Source organism: Nesterenkonia sp. YGD6 (assembly GCF_022565895.1).
Lineage (GTDB): Bacteria > Actinomycetota > Actinomycetes > Actinomycetales > Micrococcaceae > Nesterenkonia.
Genome location: NZ_JAJOYY010000006.1, coordinates 127838 through 147537, shown reverse-complemented (window position 1 = coordinate 147537; position 19700 = coordinate 127838). Strand labels below are relative to the sequence as shown.

The 19700-nt window shown below is 68.2% G+C and carries 19 protein-coding genes and 1 tRNA gene; 6 read left to right on the top strand and 14 right to left on the bottom strand.

Annotated elements, in window-relative coordinates:
- The first annotated feature begins 130 nt into the window (after positions 1-130).
- A complete protein-coding gene (locus LTI14_RS11240) occupies positions 131-760 on the top strand; it encodes a biotin transporter BioY (protein WP_241465162.1) in 630 nt (209 codons plus the stop codon).
- Positions 761-800: 40 nt separating this feature from the next.
- Positions 801-1409: an energy-coupling factor transporter transmembrane protein EcfT gene (locus LTI14_RS11235; protein ID WP_241465163.1), complete on the top strand. Its 609-nt coding sequence runs from the start codon at positions 801-803 to the stop codon at positions 1407-1409.
- A gap of 191 nt (positions 1410-1600) precedes the next feature.
- On the opposite strand, the gene LTI14_RS11230 is transcribed toward LTI14_RS11235, so the two are convergent.
- The 14 genes from LTI14_RS11230 to LTI14_RS11165 form a co-directional block, all read right to left on the bottom strand.
- A tRNA-Leu gene (locus LTI14_RS11230) sits at positions 1601-1674 on the bottom strand.
- Between the two features lie 59 nt (positions 1675-1733).
- The gene (locus LTI14_RS11225) at positions 1734-3125 is read right to left on the bottom strand and encodes an NAD(P)/FAD-dependent oxidoreductase (protein WP_241476558.1); all 1392 of its coding nucleotides are present in this window, start codon (positions 3123-3125) and stop codon (positions 1734-1736) included.
- Between the two features lie 72 nt (positions 3126-3197).
- Positions 3198-4655, bottom strand: a complete 1458-nt coding sequence (locus LTI14_RS11220; protein WP_241476556.1) for a S8 family serine peptidase — start codon at positions 4653-4655, stop codon at positions 3198-3200.
- Entirely contained in the window at positions 4652-5635 is a 984-nt protein-coding gene (locus LTI14_RS11215) for a Ppx/GppA phosphatase family protein (RefSeq protein WP_241470404.1), read from the bottom strand. The genes LTI14_RS11220 and LTI14_RS11215 overlap by 4 nt, the downstream gene beginning before the upstream one ends.
- Before the next feature lie 76 nt (positions 5636-5711).
- Positions 5712-6362 carry a DUF501 domain-containing protein gene (locus LTI14_RS11210; protein ID WP_241476554.1) on the bottom strand — a complete coding sequence of 217 codons (651 nt, stop codon included), beginning with the start codon at positions 6360-6362 and terminating at the stop codon, positions 5712-5714.
- A 53-nt stretch (positions 6363-6415) separates the two neighbouring features.
- The gene (locus tag LTI14_RS13270) at positions 6416-6985 is read right to left on the bottom strand and encodes an FtsB family cell division protein (protein ID WP_241465168.1); all 570 of its coding nucleotides are present in this window, start codon (positions 6983-6985) and stop codon (positions 6416-6418) included.
- Between the two features lie 230 nt (positions 6986-7215).
- Positions 7216-8496: a phosphopyruvate hydratase gene (gene eno, locus LTI14_RS11200; protein WP_241465169.1), complete on the bottom strand. Its 1281-nt coding sequence runs from the start codon at positions 8494-8496 to the stop codon at positions 7216-7218.
- 109 nt (positions 8497-8605) lie between these two features.
- Positions 8606-9394, bottom strand: coding sequence for a MazG nucleotide pyrophosphohydrolase domain-containing protein (locus tag LTI14_RS11195; protein WP_241476552.1), 789 nt, complete (start codon positions 9392-9394; stop codon positions 8606-8608).
- A 2-nt stretch (positions 9395-9396) separates the two neighbouring features.
- Positions 9397-10548: an adenosine deaminase gene (locus tag LTI14_RS11190; protein WP_241465171.1), complete on the bottom strand. Its 1152-nt coding sequence runs from the start codon at positions 10546-10548 to the stop codon at positions 9397-9399.
- A 60-nt stretch (positions 10549-10608) separates the two neighbouring features.
- The gene (locus LTI14_RS11185; protein WP_241465172.1) at positions 10609-11358 is read right to left on the bottom strand and encodes a DedA family protein; all 750 of its coding nucleotides are present in this window, start codon (positions 11356-11358) and stop codon (positions 10609-10611) included.
- A gap of 10 nt (positions 11359-11368) precedes the next feature.
- Entirely contained in the window at positions 11369-12718 is a 1350-nt protein-coding gene (locus LTI14_RS11180; protein WP_241465173.1) for a thymidine phosphorylase, read from the bottom strand.
- Positions 12715-13179, bottom strand: coding sequence for a cytidine deaminase (locus tag LTI14_RS11175; protein ID WP_255727359.1), 465 nt, complete (start codon positions 13177-13179; stop codon positions 12715-12717). The genes LTI14_RS11180 and LTI14_RS11175 overlap by 4 nt, the downstream gene beginning before the upstream one ends.
- A 71-nt stretch (positions 13180-13250) precedes the next feature.
- Positions 13251-14468, bottom strand: coding sequence for an amidohydrolase (locus tag LTI14_RS11170; RefSeq protein ID WP_241465559.1), 1218 nt, complete (start codon positions 14466-14468; stop codon positions 13251-13253).
- A gap of 19 nt (positions 14469-14487) precedes the next feature.
- Positions 14488-15618, bottom strand: a complete 1131-nt coding sequence (locus LTI14_RS11165; RefSeq protein ID WP_241465174.1) for a mannose-1-phosphate guanylyltransferase — start codon at positions 15616-15618, stop codon at positions 14488-14490.
- Between the two features lie 464 nt (positions 15619-16082).
- Here LTI14_RS11165 and sdhC point away from each other — a divergent pair, with 464 nt between their 5' ends.
- The 4 genes from sdhC (at position 16083) to LTI14_RS11145 (ending at position 19633) form a co-directional block, all read left to right on the top strand.
- A complete protein-coding gene (gene sdhC, locus LTI14_RS11160) occupies positions 16083-16469 on the top strand; it encodes a succinate dehydrogenase, cytochrome b556 subunit (RefSeq protein WP_342357756.1) in 387 nt (128 codons plus the stop codon).
- Positions 16470-16471: 2 nt separating this feature from the next.
- Positions 16472-16978: a succinate dehydrogenase hydrophobic membrane anchor subunit gene (locus tag LTI14_RS11155; RefSeq protein WP_241465175.1), complete on the top strand. Its 507-nt coding sequence runs from the start codon at positions 16472-16474 to the stop codon at positions 16976-16978.
- Positions 16979-17057: 79 nt separating this feature from the next.
- Positions 17058-18845, top strand: coding sequence for a succinate dehydrogenase flavoprotein subunit (gene sdhA, locus LTI14_RS11150; protein ID WP_241465176.1), 1788 nt, complete (start codon positions 17058-17060; stop codon positions 18843-18845).
- Entirely contained in the window at positions 18845-19633 is a 789-nt protein-coding gene (locus LTI14_RS11145) for a succinate dehydrogenase iron-sulfur subunit (protein ID WP_241465177.1), read from the top strand. Before sdhA ends, LTI14_RS11145 begins: the two co-directional genes overlap by 1 nt.
- Positions 19634-19700: the final 67 nt, after the last annotated feature.

Below are 19700 nucleotides of genomic sequence, written 5' to 3'. Positions count from 1 at the left end.
GGCCGTCCGGCCGATCTCATGAGGGACGAGTCCCTGAATATTCTAGCGTCCTCGCCCCGCCGCAGCTGGAGATTACCTGGAAATCTGCCACCGGCGGACGGCGAGCGGCCTCAGGCGCTATATTTGAACGGTGTTCAATAATTCTCCAGCCCCGCCCGCCTCGGTGACGCCAGGCGCCACCGCACCCGCCGCTCCCAGCACCGCAGTGCGCAGCATCGCCCAGATGGCGATGTTCGCAGCACTTGTCGCAGTCCTGGGCCAGCTTCCGGCCATCCCCCTGGCCGGGGGCGTGCCGATCACGCTGCAGACCCTCGGAGTCATGCTCGCCGGCGCAGTGCTGGGACCGTGGCGCGGCGCCGGGGCCATCGTGCTGCTCCATCTGCTCGTCGCAGCAGGACTGCCGCTGCTCGCCCACGGCTCAGGGGGTCTGGGCGCCTTCGCCGGGCCCAGCGCCGGTTTCGCGCTGGGCTGGATCCCTGGAGCCTTCGTGGTGGGACTCATCACCCAGGCCTCCTGGCCGCTGCGACTCTGGCGCACCATCACCGGCACGGTGCTCGGTGGGATCCTGGTCGTCTATGCCTGCGGGATGCCGGTCATGGCGTTCCAGATGGGACTCACCATGGAGCAGGCGGCGCTGATCAACCTGGCCTTCCTTCCCGGCGATCTCCTCAAGGCGGCCATCGCGGTGGCGCTGACCCACTCGCTGGCACGCGCCTACCCTGCCCCGTTCAGCCACGCCCGCTCGCGCCGACGCACCTGATGCCGTCCCACGTGACACCGCACGTGATGACGCTGCTGCGGTGATCCCGCTCTACCGCCCGGGCACCTCGTACCTGCACCGCATGCCGGTGGGTGCGAAGTTCCTCGGGATCTTCCTGGCCGCCCTCGCGGCCTCGATCTTTCGCGAGAACCTCGGGGTGCTGCTGGGCATCTGGGCCGTGACCCTCCTCGGCTTCCGGTTCTCCGGGATCGGGCTTCGCGGCCTGGTCGCCCAGCTCTGGCGGCTGAAATGGCTGGTGGTGGTGCTGACCATCCCCCAGCTGATCTTCCTGACCCCCGCCGAGGCGGGCTTCAACGTGGCGCGCGTGCTCGCCGTCGTGCTGCTGGCCGCACTGTTCACCCTGACCACGGCGACCTCGGACATCCTCTCCAGCTTCGAGCGGGTCCTGCGACCGTTGGATCCGCTGCTGCTGCGCCTGGGGCTCAGCGCCGAACGGATCTCGCTGGCTCTGTCCTTGACCATCCGCTCGGTGCCGGTGATCCTGTCCTTCTATGCAGACATCCGTGAGGCCCAGCGGGCGCGCGGAATGCGGCCCGCTCCGCGCGCCACGGTGCTTCCGCTGCTGGTGATGAGTCTGCGCCACGCGGAGGAGACCGCCGAGGCTCTGGCGGCGCGCGGGGTGCGCTGAGCCGGGATACACCCAGCACGGTTCCCACCGTCGGGCCCTGATCCGCCCCGCCTCAGCCTGGTCTGGGTGCGGGTGAGCTGCCCGAGGACTTCTCCCGGGATCGACATCACCGGTTTCGCGGACCCCTCCGCGGCCGGGCAGCGGGCGCCTGGGCCGGCCACCTGCGCTGGCGCGCGCCGGGGGGTCATCGGTGCCCCCAGTGGGACTCGAACCCACACTGGACCGATTTTAAGTCGGTTGCCTCTGCCGATTGGGCTATGGGGGCAGAAAGCGGACTGTCACTGACAGCCCGCTCTCTAGTTCTGCCTCACGAATGTTCCGAGGTCAGCCCTTGGCCGGCTCCTTGGGCTTGACTCCGCCGGCAGCTTCCTGAAACTGCCGGTACGGGCTCTCGAGATCGCGCACCGGAGTGTAGTCGCGGCCCAGCACGAGCTCGGAGACCCATCCACCGATCACGCGGACCTTGCGCTCCACGGTGGGGATCGCCAGCGCGTGGTAGCCGCGGTGGGCCATCCAGGCGGGGAACCCGTTGATCTTGATCTTCAGCGGGTTGCCGACGCCCTGGAACATGCCCAGTCCGGCGACGGCCCCGAGGGAGTCGTGCTTGTACTCGCTGAGCTGGCCCTGGCCGAAGCTGGCCGCCAGCACGTTCTTCGCGAGCACCTTGGCCTGGCGGGAGGCGTGCTGCGCGTTGGGCACGCAGGTGCCGTCGGGCAGCCCGCCGCCGCTGAGGTCGGGGATCGCGGAGATGTCACCGGCGGTCCAGGCGTTCTGGAGCACCCTGCCGTCTTCGTCGGCGATCTGCAGGGTGGCGGTGCCGGTGACGCGGCCACGCGGGTCCACCGGGAAGCCGGACTTCTTGGCCACGACGTTGGCGGCGACGCCGGCGGTCCAGACCAGGGTGTCGGAGTCGAAGCGGTCGGCCTCGGACTTGTCCTTCATATTGATCAGTCGCATCTCACCGTCCACGACGGAGCCGAGCGAGGTGTTCAGCAGGACCTCGATGCCGCGGCCGCGCAGGTGCTCGACGACGCCGACGGCCTGGTCCTCGGTGACCTCGGGCATGACCCGGCCCATGGCCTCGACCATCACGATGCGCACATCGGTCTGACCGATGCGCGGGTTCACGGCCACTGCGGCCCGGATGATGTCTTCCATCTCCGCGACGGTCTCGATGCCGGCGAAGCCGCCGCCGACCACGGTGAAGGTCAGGGCGCGGGACTTGGCCACTTCGTCAGTCATCACCGAGGCGGACTCGATGCGCTCGAGGATGTGGTTGCGCAGCGTCAGCGCCTCTTCGATGGTCTTCAGACCGATGCCGTGCTCGGCGAGGCCCTCGATCGGGAAGGTCTTCGTGGTCGCGCCGGCGGCCATGATGATGTCCTGGTAGGGCAGCTCGACGGTCTCGCCCTGGGAGAACTCCACGGTGGCGGTGCGGCCGTCGTGATCCACGGCGCTGACCTTGCCCGTGATGATCTCGGAGTCCTTGAGGTGGCGGCGGTGCGAGACCACCGCGTGGCGGGCCTCGATGTGGCCGCCGACGACCTCGGGGAGGAAGGGCTGGTAGGTCATGTACGGCATGGGGTCGACGACGGTCACGATCCCGCCGGCGGCCTTCACCTTCTTCTGGAGCAGCTGTGCGGTGGTGAGACCGACGTAGCCGCCGCCGACGATGAGGATACGGGGTTTCGCGGAAAGCGTCTGTGGAATAGCCATATGCATCATCCTATACGGTGCTCGATGGTGGGTGGTGAGGTCTGCTCGGGCCGGAGGAGCCGAGTGGATCGCTCAGCTCCGATCGCGGCGACAGGCGCGATGCAGGTGGATCGCGGCCATGCTGAGCACGGCCACCACGAGCAGCGCGGCGGCGCCGACTGCTGCGGGCCCGGCCCAGTCCTGCGCGGTGCCCGGCTGGGCCGCCTCGGGCATGGCGCGGGGCTCACCTTCGGGGCCGGCCACGACCCCGGCGTCCTCGGGGATCTCGTTCGTGTCGGTCTCTTCGACCTCGCCCCGCCGGTGGACTCGGACCCATTCGGCCAGCGTCGAAGACTGCGAGGCGTCGAACGCGGGGGCGTCGCCGGCGACCGCCTCGGCCACGTCGAGCACTCCATGTCCGTACTCAGAGTCCACACCGTCGGCTCCTTCTGAATCCGCGGTGGAGAGCATCCGGTGCTTGACCTCTTGGGCGCTGAGCTCCGGGTGGGCGGCCCAGACGAGTGCGGCGGCTCCGGCGACGATCGGGGAGGCCCCCGAAGTGCCGTTCCACTGGATGTAGCCCCCACCGGGCATGGCGCCGACCAGGGGTTCCGAGGCGGCGGCGATGCCGATGGCGATGCCCTGGGAGGAGGAGTCTGCGCTGATGCTGCGGGCCTGGTCGACCCCGGCCACGGCGAGCACTCCCGGGATGGTGGCGGGTGCGCCCACCGAGAGGTGTCCGGAGGCGCGGTTGCCGGAGGCGGCCACGACGAGCACGTCGTTGTTCTCGGCGTGGAGGAAGGCCTCGTCCCAGGCTTCGGGCCATTCCTGGAAGCCCGAGCCCAGGGACATGTTGATGATGTCGGCGCCGTTGTCCACCGCCCAGATCACGGCCTCGGCGATCTGTTCCTCGGTGCCGCCGCCGTAGGGGTTGGGGTCTTGGAGCAGCAGCGAGACCGAGAGGAGGGACGCTTCGGGGGCGACTCCGACCACGCCGTCGTCGGGATCGTCATCCTGGGTCAGCTCCCGGGGCGCAGTGCGGGTCTGCTCGAACTCCGCGAGGGCGTCGGCGTCGACGTCGTCCTGCCAGTCCTCGCCGTAGATGTCCTCGAGCGAGGTCTCGAAGTCCTCCCACCAGTCTTCCCATTCGTCGTCGTCGAGCTCTTGGATGTCCTCGTCCACCAGTCCGGCGACCGCTGAAGCCTCCGCGGAGGTGCCCCGGCCGACGGCCAGGGACGCCACCAGCGTGCCGTGCTCGGTCGCGACCTGATCCACCGGGGCGCCGCCGTCACCGGCGCCGGACACGTCGGTCCCGCCGACGACCGCGCCGGAGAGGGTGGGGTGGCTGGAGTCCACGCCGGTGTCGATGACGGCGATGGTCTTGCCCTCCCCGCGGGTGGTCTCCCAGGCCTCGGTGATGCCGTAGTCCTCGAGCCAGTACTGCTGGTCGCGCCACTCATCGGCGTGGGCTGCCGGCGCGGCGAGGATCGCGCCGCTCAGACCCAGTCCGGCGGCGAGCCCTGCTCCGAGGGCGCGTGAGCCTGCTGTCATCTCTGGGGCTCCGCTCCCAGCTGTGAATGCTCGCGCGACTGGGAGTGTGCCAGGGACATCGCGATGCCGTCGAGGATGTCGTGCTCGGAGGCGACCGCCGAGATGATCCGCCCGTGGGTGACCTTGTTCAGGTAGTCCAGGATCGTGCCCCAGATCAGCGCGCCGGCGCCGATCACGTCCACCCTGCCGGGGTGCATGATCGGCATCTGGGCGCGGGCGTCCCGGGTGGAGTGGACCAGCTGATCCACCGACTGGTGCAGGGTGTCGAGGTCGATCTCCGCGCCGTGGATCAGGTCAGGTTCGTAGTCCTCGAGCTTCAGCGCGTGCGCGGCCACCGTGGTGACGGTGCCGGCCACCCCGATGACCACCTCTGCCTCGTGCAGCGGCATCACCTCGGAGACGTTCTCCAGGAAGGACAGCGTCTCGAAGCTGGTCATCGAGGTCTCGGTGTCGGTGGGCGGGTCGCTGCGCATATGCCGCTCGGTGAAGCGCACACATCCCATGTCGGTGGAGATGGCGTGCTCGACCCCGGCGGAGGTGCCGAGCACGAATTCGGTGGATCCGCCGCCGAGATCCACGACCAGGATCTTGCGCTCGGCGTCCCAGTCCAGGACTGAGGCGGCGCCGGCGAAGGACAGTCCTGCCTCCTCGCTGCCACGGATGACCTCGGGCTCCACACCGAGCCGGTGTTTGACCCCGGCGATGAACACATCGCGGTTGGCCACGTCCCGGGACGCCGAGGTGGCGACGAAGCGCACGGCCTCGACGTGGTGCCTGCGGATGAGTGCGCCGTAGCGGTCCACCGCGGCGAAGGTCCGATCCAACGCTCCGGCCGAGAACTCGCCGGTCTCGTCCACGCCCTCGCCCAGGCGGACGACGGTCATCTGTCGCACCACATCGTTGACCCGGCCGCTGTCTTCGACATCGGCGATCAGCAGCCGGATGGAGTTGGTTCCGCAGTCGATGGCAGCAACTCTCATGGGGGTGTCCTTCTCCTCGCCGGTGTTCGTGAGCGGGCGACGGGCTGGCCGTCCCGCGGGGGTCCTTGCCAGCACTCTATGCGGTCTCTTCGGGGTCCTGCGAGACGGGGCCCTCGGCGTCCGCGTTCTCCTGCCGGGCGAACCCCTGGTTCCTGCGGCGCACGTGACGACTGAGATCACGCTGCGGAACCGCGGCGTCGTGGTCCCAGGATGCGGCGCAGATGCAGGTCTGCGGGGTGAACTCGTCGGCGATGCGTTCCAGCGTCTCATCGCCGAGCGGGTTGATGCCTGGTCCGACCGCAAGCGAGTGCCCGACGAGCACGTGCAGGCACTTGACCCGATCGGGCATCCCCCCGGCGCTGACGCCCTCGATCTCCCAGACCGGGTCAAGCCCGGCGACGCCGCGGATCCGTTCGCGCTCGGCGAGGTAGTTCTCGTGGGCTCTCCGATGGGCCGCGGCGAGCTCGGCGTCGGTGGTGAGCCGTCGGCTCATCTCGGCCATGAGACCTGCGGCCTCCAGCCGAGAGACGGCTGCGGTCGCGGCGGGGTGGGTGAGGTAGAAGGTGGTCGGGAAGGGAATCCCGTTGCTCAGCCGTGGCGCCGTGGCTGCCACCAGGGGGTTTCCGCAGGCGCAGCGGGCTGGGATCTCGACGACGTCGCGCACTGGCCTGCTCAGCTGCAGGCTCAGGGTGTCCAGATCGCTGGGGTGCGGGGTAGTCGAGTTCACGGGAGCCGAGTTTACTCCACTGCTGCGGCCAGCCGGCCCCGCGTGCTGTCGGATCAGTCTTCGGCGGCGGAGCGGACCAGGGAGTCCCACAGCGCCTCGGCCCAGGGGAGGTCGTGGCGGACCTCGCTGGAGTCCAGCGGCTGGATCTCCTCGGTGTTCCCCTCGGGATCACCCATGACCTGGTAGCGGCGCTCCCCCGGCATGACCAGGTTGATCCGTTCGCGGGCCTGCTGGCGGACGAAGTCTGGATCGTCCCAGCGCACCAGCTCCGACTGCAGCTGCGCCTGCTCCTCCTGCTCAGCGGCGATCTGAGACTGAAGCTCGTTGATCTCCGAGCGCTGCTGGAAGAAGCTGTTCACGGTGGGGACCAGGAAGGAGATGACGACCAGGACCACGATGCTCAGCAGGATCATCCGGCCGGGGAAGGTCCGTTCGGGGACCGTCGTGGCGGCACTGACCGGGGTCTTCGCCGATCCGGAAGGGCTGGAGCTGCGCGTCTTGCGCCGGGCGGTGATGTCGGCGGGAGTCCGGATCTCGCCGGAGACCTGCTCGCGCTCGGCCAGCCGACGAGCCTGGGCCGCGCGCGCTTTGACCTCCGCTGAAGAAGCACGTCTGCTCGGCACGAGATGTCACCGCCTTGAGGGGGAAGAGGGGAAGTAGGGGTGGCCTCTGAGGATATCTGCCGCGAGCCCCGCGGCTGGGATCTGACACGCGACGAGGCCGAGCGTGAGCAGAAGCTTCACCGCCGGAACAGGAGGGGGCGCCAGGCAGCTCGGCCTCTGGTCGCGACCAGGACCGGTGAGCCTGACACCCCGTCCCGCCGGCGTTCATGTACGCCGGGGAGCTGCCGAGACTACGCGGTGAAGCGCGGGAACACAGAGGCTCCGGCGTAGCGCGCGGCGTCGCCGAGCTCTTCTTCGATGCGCAGCAGCTGGTTGTACTTGGCCACGCGCTCGGACCGAGCCGGTGCGCCGGTCTTGATCTGGCCCGAGTTGGTGGCCACCGCGATGTCCGCGATGGTGGTGTCCTCGGTCTCGCCGGAGCGGTGGGAGATCATCGTGGTGTAGCGGCTGCGCTGGGCCAGCGCGACCGCGTCGAGGGTCTCGGTGAGCGATCCGATCTGGTTGACCTTGACCAGCAGCGAGTTCGCCGTGTCGGCGGCGATGCCCTTGGCCAGGCGGTCCGGGTTGGTGACGAAGAGGTCGTCGCCGACCAGCTGCACCTTGTCCCCGATCTGCTCGGTCAGGTTCTTCCAGCCGGCCCAGTCATCCTCGTCCAGCGGGTCCTCGATGGAGATCAGCGGGTACGCATCGACGAGCTCGCCGTAGTAGGCGCTCATCTGCTCGGGAGTCTTGGACTCGCCCTCGAAGGTGTAGACCCCGTCGGCGTAGAACTCGCTGGCTGCCACGTCCAGGGCCAGGGCGATGTCCTTGCCCGGGGTGTAGTTGGCGCGCTTGATGGCCTCGGTGATCAGATCCAGTGCCGCCCGGTTGGAGGGGAGGTCCGGCGCGAAGCCGCCCTCGTCGCCCAGCCCGGTGGCCAGGCCCTTCTCCTTGAGCAGGGCCTTCAGCGAGTGGTAGACCTCCACGCCGGCGCGCAGCGCCTCGGAGAAGGTGGCCGCACCGATGGGGGCGATCATGAACTCCTGGATGTCGACGTTGGAGTCCGCGTGGGAGCCGCCGTTGAGGATGTTCATCATCGGCACGGGCAGCAGGTGCGCGTTGGGGCCGCCGAGGTACTTGTACAGCGGCAGGTCCGAGGCGTCGGCGGCGGCCTTGGCCACGGCCAGGGAGACACCGAGGATCGCGTTGGCGCCCAGCGAGTTCTTGTTCTCGGTGCCGTCGAGGTCGAGCAGGATCTGGTCGATGATGCGCTGCTCGGTGGCGTCCTGTCCTTCCAGGGCGGCGGCGATGACGTCGTTGACTGCGCCCACGGCGCCGGTGACGCCCTTGCCGAGGTACCGGTCCTTGTCACCGTCGCGACGTTCCGCGGCTTCGAAGGCGCCGGTGGAGGCGCCGGAGGGGACTGCGGCCTGGCCGAAGCTGCCGTCCTCGAGGAGGACATCGACCTCCACGGTCGGGTTGCCTCGCGAGTCGAGGATTTCGCGGCCGTACACACTGACGATGAGAGACATATTCTTCTCGGCTCCTTGTTGTTCATTCGGTGGGAAACTTTTCGGGTGTGCCGAGCGCGCCCTTGCGCCGGTGCATCGACGAGCTGTTCAGCGCTCCTGCTGATCAGGCTCAGGTCATGCGGTTCAGGTGGCGGCGCAGCGCCCGCTCCGGGTCCTGCCCGTTCCCGCGTGCGGTGCGCACCACAGCAAAGAGTAGTTCACCGAGCTCCTCCTCGTCAGCCGCCGCCAGCGTGGCCGATTCAGTGTTGGGGAGATGTTCACCGCGCTCCCGGCCGAGCCGGTCGATGACCTTGGCGGCCTTCGCGAGCGCTGGCAGATGAGCCGGAAGCGAGCCGACGACGCCGGCCAGGTGTGTGCCGCCGCCGTCGTCGGCTGCGTTCACGGCCGTTCCGTTTCCAGCCGTTCCGATCTCAGCCGCTGAGTTTCCAGCCGCTGCGTTGTCAGCGGCCTTCTCCTCGGCCTTGATCCGGGTCCAGGCGGCCTCCACCTGCTCGATGGTCGCGTTCGCATCCACGGCCAGGCGGCCCTCTGCGGTGAAGACATGCGGGCTGCGGCGCACCAGCTTCGCGGTGATGGCCTGGGCCACCCCGTCGAGGTCGAAGCTGCCGCGCTCCTGGGCCAGCTGGGCGTGCAGGGCGACCTGGAAGAGCAGATCCCCCATCTCCTTGCGCAGCCCCTCGTCAAGGCTGCCGGCCTCGATCTCTTCGAGCACCTCGTAGGCCTCTTCGACGAGGTATTCGGTGAGATCGCCGTGAGTCAGCTGAGAGGTCCAGGGGCAGTGCTCGCGCAGCCGCGCGATGACCCAGCGCAGCATCGCGATCTGGTCATTGCCCGCGGGATCAACCCTGGTCAGACCGGAGTGGGACGGACCAGCGCTGACCTGTTGGCCGCGGCTCATCTTCACTGCCAGGCTTCGAGGATCATCCCTGCCAGGGCCTCGCGCTCCTCATGACCGAGGAACGAGGACTCCAGCGCGTTGACCTGGAAGTCGGCGAGCTCACCGAGGCCGTAGTCGAAGGTGCTGGCGATCAGCGCGAGCTCTCCGGAGAGGGTCACCCCGGAGACCAGTCGGTTGTCGGTGTTGACGCCGACGTTGAAGCCCAGCTGGTAGAGCATGTCGAAGGGGTGGTCGCTGAGTTCCGGCGGCTGGCCCTGGGCGAATCCGGCGATCGCGCCGGTCTGCACGTTCGAGGTGGGGCTGACCTCGAGGTGGATCTGGCGGTCGCGGACCCAGCGGGCCACGGGGCCGAGCTCCACCTGGAAGACCTCTTCCCCGGCCTCGGAGTCCACATCGCCCTCGATGACGCTGATGTCCTCGGCGACGCGGACGCCGTGGCCCAGGCGCTGGGCGCGGCCGGAGACCAGCGCGTCGCGGACGGATTCGATGCCGTCGCCCTCACCGGCGTGGACCGTGGTGGGGAACATCTCGGTGGCGAGCCGGGTGAAGGCATCGGCGAAGCGGCTCGGCGGGAAGCCGGCCTCGGGTCCGGCGATGTCGAAGCCGACGACGCCCTTGTCCCGGTGGCGCAGCGCGACCTCGACGATCTCATCGGCACGGTCGGACTGCCGCATGGCGGAGACCAGCTGGCCGACGACGATGACGCCGTCCTGCTCCGCGACGGTCTCCATGCCCTGGTTCAGTCCTTCCTGGACGGCCTCGACGGCCTCGTCCAGGCTCAGGCCCTGCTCCTGATGCTGCTCAGGCGCCCAGCGGACCTCGGAGTAGATGATCCCGTCGGCGGCGAGGTCCTCGACGTATTCCTTGGCGACCCGGCGCAGGTTCTGCGGGGTCTGCATCACGGCGGTGGTGTGCGCGAAGGCCTCCAGGTACTTCTCCAGGGATCCGGAGTTCGCGTTCTGCCGGAAGCGCTCGGCGAGCTCCTCGGAGTCCTGGCTGGGAAGTTCGTGGCCGATCTCCGCGGCAAGCTCGATCAGGGTCTCTGGGCGGAGCGAGCCGTCCAGGTGATCGTGCAGGGAGACCTTGGGCAGATTGCGCAGCTGCTCTTCGAGCTTTGCGGCGGCGGTGCGGACATCAGCAGCAGTAGAAGTCATAGGAGCGAGTCTATCCAGGACCGGGGAGGAAGTCGCCCGAGGTCGTCGAGCCCGCGCACCTCAGCGCGTGGGGTGTTCGTGATCTCCGTCCTGGTCTGCGTCATGATCTCCGCGGTCGCGGTGCAGCCGCAGCGGGGGCTCCACGGGCAGCGCCGCGGTGTCCAGATACCCCTTCGGGTCGATGTGCACGCCCCTGCGGTCCAGCCACGAGGCGAAGAGCCTGAAGAGCCGGTCGAAGATCCAGCCCAGCAGCACCGCCCCGGTGATCGAGACGGTCATCGCCACCAGGACCGAGTCGAAGATGTTCGCGCTGATCGCGCCGATCCCCACCGAGTACGAGGCCCAGACGAGCGAGGCGAACGCGTCGATCACCAGGAACCGGCGGATGGAGAACCCGGTGGTGCCGGCGACGAAGTTGATCGCCACTCGAGCTCCGGGGATGAACCGTCCCACGAAGATCAGCAGCACCCCGCGCTTGTCCAGCTCATGACGAGCCCAGATCAGCGTGCGCTGAGGCGCGGGTCGGCGCATCCAGCCGAAGCGCATCGGGCCGATCGCCCGGCCGATCCGGTAGGCGATGAAGTCCCCGAGCAGCGCCCCGGAGGCGGCGACCAGGACCACCCAGAGCAGGAACGGAGTGCCCGGCTCTCCCGAGAGCGACCCCAGGCCGACCACCAGCGAGTCCGAGGGCACGATCGGGAAGAACCCATCGACCATGCAGAGCACGAAGAGGCCCACCAAGGTCCACCATCCGGAGGCCGCCTCCAGGATGGTCTGGTTGATGGCGTCAAGGATCTGCCCGGGACTCATCCGCGTGGCCTCAGTCGGTCAGGTCTGCCGCGCTGATGCGGTCAAAGACCAGATCAGGAGTCTCATGCGGGCCGCCCTCGACGTCGACGTCCACGGCGCGCTCCAACGACTGCTGCGCCCGGGTGATCCGGTGCTCATCATCGGTGAGCAGGGTGAACAGGGGCTGACCTGCGGTGATGAAGTCACCCGGTTTGGCGTGCATGCGCACCCCGGCTCCGGCCTGCACGGAGTCCTGCTTCCGCGCCCGCCCGGCGCCGAGCCGCCAGGCGGCGAGCCCCACAGCCATGGCGTCCATCCGGGTCACGGTGCCGGAGACCCCGGCGCTGATCGTATGGCTGTGCACCGCCTGCGGCAGGGCCGCATCCGGGTTCCCGCGCTGCGCGGCGATCATGCGACGCCAGGAGTCCATCGCGCGTCCGTTGCGCAGGTTCTCGGCCGGGTCGACTCCGCTGATGCCCACGGCGGTGAGCATCTCAGCCGCCAGCGCCACGGTGAGCTCGACGACGTCGGCCGGCCCACCTCCGGCGAGGACCTCCACCGACTCCTGGACCTCGATGGCGTTGCCCGCGGTGAGTCCCAGCGGGGTGTCCATATCGGTGAGCAGCGCCGAGGTCTTCACTCCGGCGTCGGTGCCCAGGGCGACCATGGTGCGGGCCAGCTCCGCGGCGTCGGCCCGGGACTTCATGAAGGCGCCGGAACCTGCCTTCACATCCAGGACCAGCGCGTCGGTGCCCTCGGCGATCTTCTTGGACATGATCGAGGAGGCGATCAGCGGGATCGCCTCCACCGTGCCGGTGACGTCACGCAGCGCGTAGAGCTTCTTGTCCGCCGGGGCCAGCCCGGGGCCGGCCGCGCAGATCACGGCGTTGACCTCATCGAGCTGGCGCAGCAGGGCGTCATTGCTCAGATCCGCCTGCCAGCCTTCAACGGCTTCAAGCTTGTCCAGGGTGCCGCCGGTATGGCCGAGTCCACGGCCGGAGAGCTGCGGGACGGGCACGCCGAAGCTCGCGACGAGCGGTGCCAGTGGGAGGGTGATCTTGTCTCCGACTCCCCCGGTGGAGTGCTTGTCTGCGGTGAGCCGGCGCCCGCCCTCGGGCGTGCGCAGGGAGGAGAAGTCCATCCGCTCGCCCGAGGCGATCATCGCCGCGGTCCAGTGACCGATCTCCTCCCGGGTCATCCCGTTGAGCAGGATCGCCATCGCCAGTGCAGCCATCTGCTCGTCGCCGACGAACCCGTCGGTGTAGGCGGCGATCAGCCATCGGATCTGCTCCTGGGAGAGTCGTCCGTGGTCTCGCTTGATCCGGATCAGCTCGACGGCGTCGTGGGCCGAGCGGTCATAGGTCGCACCGGCAGCGGTCATCGCTTCTCCAAGTCGTTGATCTCAAGATCGCGGGGGCCGAAGGCTTCCGGCAGCAGGGCGGCCAGGGTGGTGGCGCCCCGGGCGGTGCGCACGTGCATGGTGGGGGCGGAGAACTCCAGCAGCAGCTGCCGGCAGCGGCCGCAGGGGGTGATGTACTCGCCCTGCCGATTCACGCAGGTGAACGCGACGATCTTGCCTCCGCCGGCCATCTGCAGCGCCCCGATCATGGTGCACTCCGCGCAGAGGGTGAGCCCATAGGAGGCGTTCTCCACGTTGCACCCGGAGATGATCGATCCATCCTCGAGCAGCGCGGCGGCGCCGACCGGATAGTCCGAGTAGGGCACGTAGGCCCGGGTCATCGCGATCCTGGCCTGGGTGGTGAGGCGCTCCCAGTCGGCATCGTGGTCCGGAACGGGGATCCGTGCGATCCGTCCGGTCAGAAAGTCATCGTCCTGAGTCATAGGGGCCATCCTACGAGGCCACCCGCATGCGCGGGTGCCAATGTCGCAGGCGCAGGCGAGTCGGGAGGAGGCTAGTCCCGGCGGAGCTCGTTGATCGCGCTGAGCGCCGTGGTGACCATGATCTTGGTGCCGTAGCCGATGCATCGCTCGTCCGGGACGTAGTCGCCGCGGTGCAGATCGAAGTCGATGCCGCCCGGGGTCTTCGTCCCGAGCCGGAACATCGCCCCGGGAAGCTCCTGGGTCATCCAGGCGAAGTCCTCCCCGCCCATGGACTGCGGGGCCAGCTCCAGTCCCTCGGAGCCCAGCACCTCGCGGCCGGCGTGCTCCAGCAGTGTGGTCTCGCGCTCGTTGTTGATCACCGGAGGCACGCCGCGGATGTGCTCCAGCTCCACGTCCACCCCCCAGGGGGCGGCGACCTGCTCGACGATCTCATCGAGGAGCTTGCCGGCGTCGCGCCAGGCCTCGGCGTCGAGGATCCGCATGGTCCCGACCAGGGTGCCGCTGGAGGGGATCGCGTTGTGCGCGCTGCCGGCCTCGATCTGGCCCCAGACCAGCGAGACCGCGGAGCGCACGTCCACGCGGCGGGAGAGCACGGCGGGGACGGTGGAGGCGATGTGCGCCAGGGCGGAGACCATGTCCTCGGTCAGGTGGGGCCGGGAGGTGTGACCCCCGCGGCCGGTGACGTTGATCCGGACCACGTCGGCAGCGGAGGTGATCGCGCCGATGCGGGTCCCGATCATGCCGACCTCGATGCGCGGGTCGCAGTGCAGCGCGAAGATCCGGGGCAGCGGTTCCAGCACGCCTTGGCGCACCATCTCCAGAGCACCTCCGGGCATGGTCTCTTCGGCGGGCTGGAAGATGACGCGGACCTTGGCGCCCAGACCCGCCGGGTCGCCGTCGGTGATCCGGTGCTGGTGCAGCTGCTGCAGGCTCAGCGCGACGCCGAGTGCGACGGTGGTGTGGATGTCGTGGCCGCAGGCGTGGGTGACGCCCGGGTGGGTGGAGGCGAAGGGCAGGTCGGTGAGCTCGCCGACCGGCAGCGCGTCGATGTCCCCGCGGAATCCGGCAGCGAACTCGCCGGCGCCGACGTCCACGTAGAGCCCGGTGGTCTCTGGCATCAGCTCCGGCTCCAGCCCGACGGCGCGCAGCGCGGCGGCGAGCTTCTCCGTGGTGCGCTCTTCCTTCCAGGACAGCTCGGGATGGGCGTGCAGGTCCCGACGCATCGCGACCAGCGTCGCTTCGAGATCATCGACGACCTCGGCGGCCGAGGCGTGGGCGGCTTTGAGCATCACCGTGCGGCGAGCAGGCTCAGAGGACATCGGATTCTCCCTGCGCTCTGAGCGCCTCCACGGCCTGCTTGACCGACTGCGCGTGGTCGGTGGTGGTGACCAGCAGCGCGTCGGGGGTGTCCACCACGACGATGTTCTCGACTCCGATCAGGGCCACCACGCGCTGGGTGTCAGAGACGACGACGCCGGAGGACTGGTCCGAGTAGACCCTGGCCTTCTCCCCCAGCACGGTCATCGACTCCTGCTCCCGTGCCGGGTTCAGCCGGGCGATGGCGGCGAAGTCCCCGACGTCGTCCCAGGTGAAGTTCCCGGGGATGACGGCCACATCGCCGGCGGCCGCGGCGGGCTCGGCCACGGCGTAGTCGATGGCGATCTTGGGAAGCTCGGGCCAGACCCGCGCTGTGACCTCGGTCTGCTGCGGTGTTCCCCAGGCCGCGGCGATCTCGATGAGGCCCGCGTAGAGCGTCGGCTCCGCCCGAGCGAGATGGTCCAGCAGCAGCGCAACCGGGGCCACGAACATCCCGGCGTTCCACAGGTACTCTCCGGAGTCGACATACTTCTCGGCGAGCTCCTGGCCGGGCTTCTCGACGAACTCCGCGACGTCCCGGGCGTTCGGGGCGTCCTGGATCGGGGCGCCGTCGACCTTCAGAGCGGCGCCGCGGCGGATATAGCCGAAGCCGGTGGAGGGGTGGGTGGGGGCGATGCCGATGGTGACGATCTTGCCTGTCGCAGCGGTGGCCACGGCCTCGCGCACAGCCTCCTGGAAGATCTCCACCGGGGCGATGACCTGGTCGGCGGCGAAGGAGCCCATGATGATCTCGGGGTCACGCAGGTGCAGGATGGCCGCGGCCAGCCCGATGGCGGCGGCGGAGTCCTTGGGCTCGGATTCGAGCACGAGGTCGTTCTCATCGAGCTCGGGGATCTGCACCCGCACGGCTTCACGGTGTGACTCTCCGGTGACCACCATCACGCGCCTGCCGGTCAGCGGCGCGAGCCGCTCGTAGGTCCCGCGGATCAGCGTGGTGCCCGAGCCGGTGAGGTCGTGGAGGAATTTCGGGGCGCTGGCCCGCGAGAGCGGCCACAGTCGCGTGCCCACTCCGCCTGCGGGGATCACCGTGTAGAACTTGTCCAAAGCTGCCTGTGAAGTCACCTCCCCAGGGTAGACCCATCGGCCGCTCAGCCAGGCCAGCCGCGCGTCGGGTGCGCCTCGGGTGCGCGTCGGCCCGCCCGCGGAGCCTGCGAGAGAAGCTGCGCGGGGAGCCGCGAGACGAGCTGCGAGACGGCATGCGGTCAGGGCGACGAGACTCGCGTCGGCTGGCCTGAGAGCTCATTTCGGAATTGCGTCCTCACATTGCGGCTTTTCTACACGTTGTAGAAGTCATTTGGATCGGACTGTCATTTCGCCTCCGAGCCTGGATCAGGTGTGCGCCGAGCCGCGCAACAAAGCCTCCTGGAGCGCACCACGAGCCGCATCGGCTGCCGCGGTGCTCTAGTCTGGTAACTGACAACAGACTCGCGCCGGCGTCACGGTTTCCGCACCGCCGCAGCGAAGAACATACGTACGTAACTGTGCGGCGCGGAACGCCATGCAACGATGCAGGGAGGTAATGACAGGTGACGCAGACAAAGGGCACCCTCTATAAAGGCCGGGAAGGTATGTGGTCCTGGGTAGGACACCGGATCACGGGTGTCGGGATCTTCTTCTTCCTCCTGGTCCACGTACTCGACACGTCCCTCGTGCGAGTATCGCCAGAGGCCTACGACGCGGTGATCGGCGCGTATAAGAACCCGATCATGATCGTCGGTGAGATCGGCCTCGTCGGCGCGATCGTCTTCCACGCTTTCAACGGTCTGCGGATCATCCTGGTCGACTTCTGGTCCCAGGGCACCCGCTATCACCGCCAGATGCTGTGGACCGTGATGGGCCTCTGGGTCATCACGATGATCGGATTCACCGTCCGCCACTTGATGCTGTTCTTCGAAGGCTGGGGAGGGTTCTGAAAATGACCACCACTAAATCTGACGCCCTCCTGCCCGCCCAGGGCATCGAGGCTCCCCGCTCCGGGCGGATCGACCCCAAGTACCTGCGCAGCGGGTCCTCGAAGTCCGGCAGCTTCGAGATGGCCGCTTGGGTCTTCATGCGCGTCTCCGGCGCCGCTCTCGTGGTGTTGATCTTCGTCCACCTTGCAGTGAACCTGCTGGTCGGCGAGGGCATCCACCAGATCGACTTCGGCTTCGTCGCGGGCAAGTGGGCAAACCCGGTCTGGCAGTTCTGGGACCTGGCCATGCTCTGGCTGGCGATGCTCCATGGCGGCAACGGCATGCGCACCATCATCAATGACTATGCCGAGAAGGACTCCACGCGGATGTGGCTGAAGTCCATCCTCTACCTCTCGGTGATCGTCATCATCGTGCTGGGCACCATGGTCATCTTCACCTTCGAGCCCTGCCTGCTCGACAACTCCGGCCAGCTCCTCGAGTCGTCACCCTCCTTCTGCCAGAACGTCTGATGCCGACCGGGTCCACCCCGGTGCGCACCTCTGCGCGTTCTCATGCTTCCGAACACCAAGAAAAGAGAGCCACAAGCTGATGCAGGTTCACAAGTACGACGTCGTCATCGTCGGCGCCGGCGGCGCCGGAATGCGCGCGGCCATAGAGTCCGGCCAGCGCGCCCACACTGCCGTGCTGACCAAGCTCTACCCCACCCGGTCCCACACCGGCGCGGCACAGGGCGGCATGTGCGCCGCACTGGCCAACGTCGAAGAGGACAACTGGGAGTGGCACACCTTTGACACCGTCAAGGGCGGGGACTATCTGGTGGACCAGGATGCAGCCGAGGTCATGGCCAAAGAGGCCATCGACGCCGTGCTCGACCTGGAGAAGATGGGCCTGCCCTTCAACCGCACCCCCGAGGGCAAGATCGACCAGCGCCGCTTCGGTGGGCACACCCGCGACCACGGCAAAGCCGCCGTGCGCCGCGCCTGCTACGCCGCTGACCGCACCGGTCACATGATCCTGCAGACGCTGTATCAGAACTGCGTGAAGCACAACGTCGAGTTCTACAACGAGTACTACGTGCTCGATCTGCTCACCGTGGACGAAGAGGTGACCCGTGAAGACGGCACCACCTACACGCAGAAGAAGACGGCCGGCGTCGTCTCCTATGATCTGGCCAACGGTGAGATCCACGTCTTCCAGGCCAAGTCCGTGGTCTTCGCCACCGGCGGTCTGGGCAAGATCTTCAAGACCACCTCCAACGCGCACACGCTGACCGCCGACGGCATGGCCCTGGCCTACCGCGCAGGCATCCCGCTGGAGGACATGGAGTTCGTGCAGTTCCACCCGACCGGCCTCGCCGGGCTGGGGATCCTGCTCTCCGAAGCCGCTCGCGGCGAGGGAGGCATCCTGCGCAACTCCGAGGGTGAGCGCTTCATGGAGCGCTACGCCCCCACGATCAAGGACCTCGCTCCGCGTGACATCGTCGCCCGGTCGATGGCCAACGAGGTGCGTGAAGGCCGCGGCGCCGGTCCGAACAAGGACTACGTGCTGCTGGACCTGACCCACCTGGAGCCGGCGCACATCGATGCGAAGCTTCCCGACATCACCGAGTTCGCCCGCACCTACCTCGGCGTGGAGCCCTACACCGAGCCGGTGCCGGTCTTCCCGACCTGCCACTACGCCATGGGCGGTGTGCCCACCACGGTGAAGTCTGAGGTCCTGCAGGACAACGACACCATCGTGCCCGGCCTCTTCGCCGCCGGCGAGGTCGCCTGCGTCTCGGTGCATGGCTCCAACCGCCTGGGCACCAACTCGCTGCTGGACATCAACGTGTTCGGCAAGCGCGCCGGCCTGGCCGCCGCCGAGTACGCCGCCACCGCTGAGTTCGTGGAGCTGCCGGAGAACCCGACGGCGTTCACCGAGAACCAGCTCAACGCGATGCGTGCCAGCACCGGCGGAGAGCGCGTCTCCACCCTGCGCTCGGAGCTGCAGGAGACCATGGACGCGAACATGCAGGTGTTCCGCTCCGAGGACACCATCAAGGAAGCCCTCGCGGTCATCGCTGACCTGCGCGAACGCTATAAGGGCGTGCAGATCCAGGACAAGGGCAAGCGATTCAACCTCGACCTGCTCGAGGCCGTGGAGCTCGGCTTCCTGCTGGACATGGCCGAGGTCATGACCGTGGCAGCCCTGCACCGCAAGGAATCCCGCGGCGGACACTACCGCGAGGACTTCCCGGAGCGTGATGACGAGAACTTCATGCTCCACTCGATGATGTACCTGGATACCGAGTCCTCGACTGAGGGCACGCACGGGATCCGCGCCGACACCAAGCCGGTCGTCTTCACCCGTTACGAGCCGATGGAGCGTAAGTACTGATGAGCACCCCCACCACAGAAGCCGCAGAGCCCGCTTCCAAGATCGACCTGGCCCAGAGCACCGGCGGCGGGGAGGTCCCCAGCTTTGACGTGACTCTGCAGGTGCGCCGCTATGACCCGGAGTTCTCCGACGACGCCCGCTGGGACGAATGGACGATCACCATGTACGGCACCGACCGTGTGCTGGACGCCCTGCACAAGGTCAAGTGGGAGATCGACGGATCCCTGACGTTCCGCCGGTCCTGCGCCCACGGCGTCTGCGGCTCCGATGCCATGCGCATCAACGGTCGCAACCGGCTGGCCTGCAAGGTGCTGCTCAAGGACCTGGACACCTCCAAGCCGATCCTGGTCGAGCCGATCAAGGGTCTGCCCGTGGAGAAGGACCTGATCGTGGACATGGAGCCCTTCTTCCAGTCCTACCGCGAGATCATGCCCTTCATGGTGAACAACTCCCCGGCCCCGACCGGCGAGCGGATCCAGTCCCCGGAGGAGCGCGAGCGCTTCGACGACACCACCAAGTGCATCCTCTGCGCCGCCTGCACCTCCTCCTGCCCGGTCTTCTGGACCGATGGACAGTACTTCGGTCCGGCGGCCATCGTCAACGCACACCGGTTCATCTTCGACTCCCGCGACGACGCCGGCGACATGCGCCTGGAGGTCCTCAACGACAAAGAGGGCGTGTGGCGCTGCCGCACCACCTTCAACTGCACCGACGCCTGCCCCCGCGGCATCGAGGTCACCAAGGCCATCCAAGAGGTCAAGCGTGCGGTGCTGACCCGCAGCATGTAGTACCCGCTCATCAAGAGGTGGGGTGGCGGGCGCGGTCGATGCGCCCTCTGCCCCACCTCTTTTTGCA

Coding starts and splice junctions, on each gene's coding strand:
- LTI14_RS11225 (WP_241476558.1), bottom strand. CDS start 3,125: ATGGCTATTCCACAGACGCTTTCCGCGAAACCCCGTATCCTCATCGTC.
- LTI14_RS11220 (WP_241476556.1), bottom strand. CDS start 4,655: ATGACAGCAGGCTCACGCGCCCTCGGAGCAGGGCTCGCCGCCGGACTG.
- LTI14_RS11215 (WP_241470404.1), bottom strand. CDS start 5,635: ATGAGAGTTGCTGCCATCGACTGCGGAACCAACTCCATCCGGCTGCTG.
- eno (WP_241465169.1), bottom strand. CDS start 8,496: ATGTCTCTCATCGTCAGTGTGTACGGCCGCGAAATCCTCGACTCGCGA.
- LTI14_RS11195 (WP_241476552.1), bottom strand. CDS start 9,394: ATGAGCCGCGGCCAACAGGTCAGCGCTGGTCCGTCCCACTCCGGTCTG.
- LTI14_RS11190 (WP_241465171.1), bottom strand. CDS start 10,548: ATGACTTCTACTGCTGCTGATGTCCGCACCGCCGCCGCAAAGCTCGAA.
- LTI14_RS11185 (WP_241465172.1), bottom strand. CDS start 11,358: ATGAGTCCCGGGCAGATCCTTGACGCCATCAACCAGACCATCCTGGAG.
- LTI14_RS11180 (WP_241465173.1), bottom strand. CDS start 12,718: ATGACCGCTGCCGGTGCGACCTATGACCGCTCGGCCCACGACGCCGTC.
- LTI14_RS11175 (WP_255727359.1), bottom strand. CDS start 13,179: ATGACTCAGGACGATGACTTTCTGACCGGACGGATCGCACGGATCCCC.
- LTI14_RS11170 (WP_241465559.1), bottom strand. CDS start 14,468: ATGCTCAAAGCCGCCCACGCCTCGGCCGCCGAGGTCGTCGATGATCTC.
- LTI14_RS11155 (WP_241465175.1), top strand. CDS start 16,472: ATGACCACCACTAAATCTGACGCCCTCCTGCCCGCCCAGGGCATCGAG.
- sdhA (WP_241465176.1), top strand. CDS start 17,058: ATGCAGGTTCACAAGTACGACGTCGTCATCGTCGGCGCCGGCGGCGCC.
- LTI14_RS11145 (WP_241465177.1), top strand. CDS start 18,845: ATGAGCACCCCCACCACAGAAGCCGCAGAGCCCGCTTCCAAGATCGAC.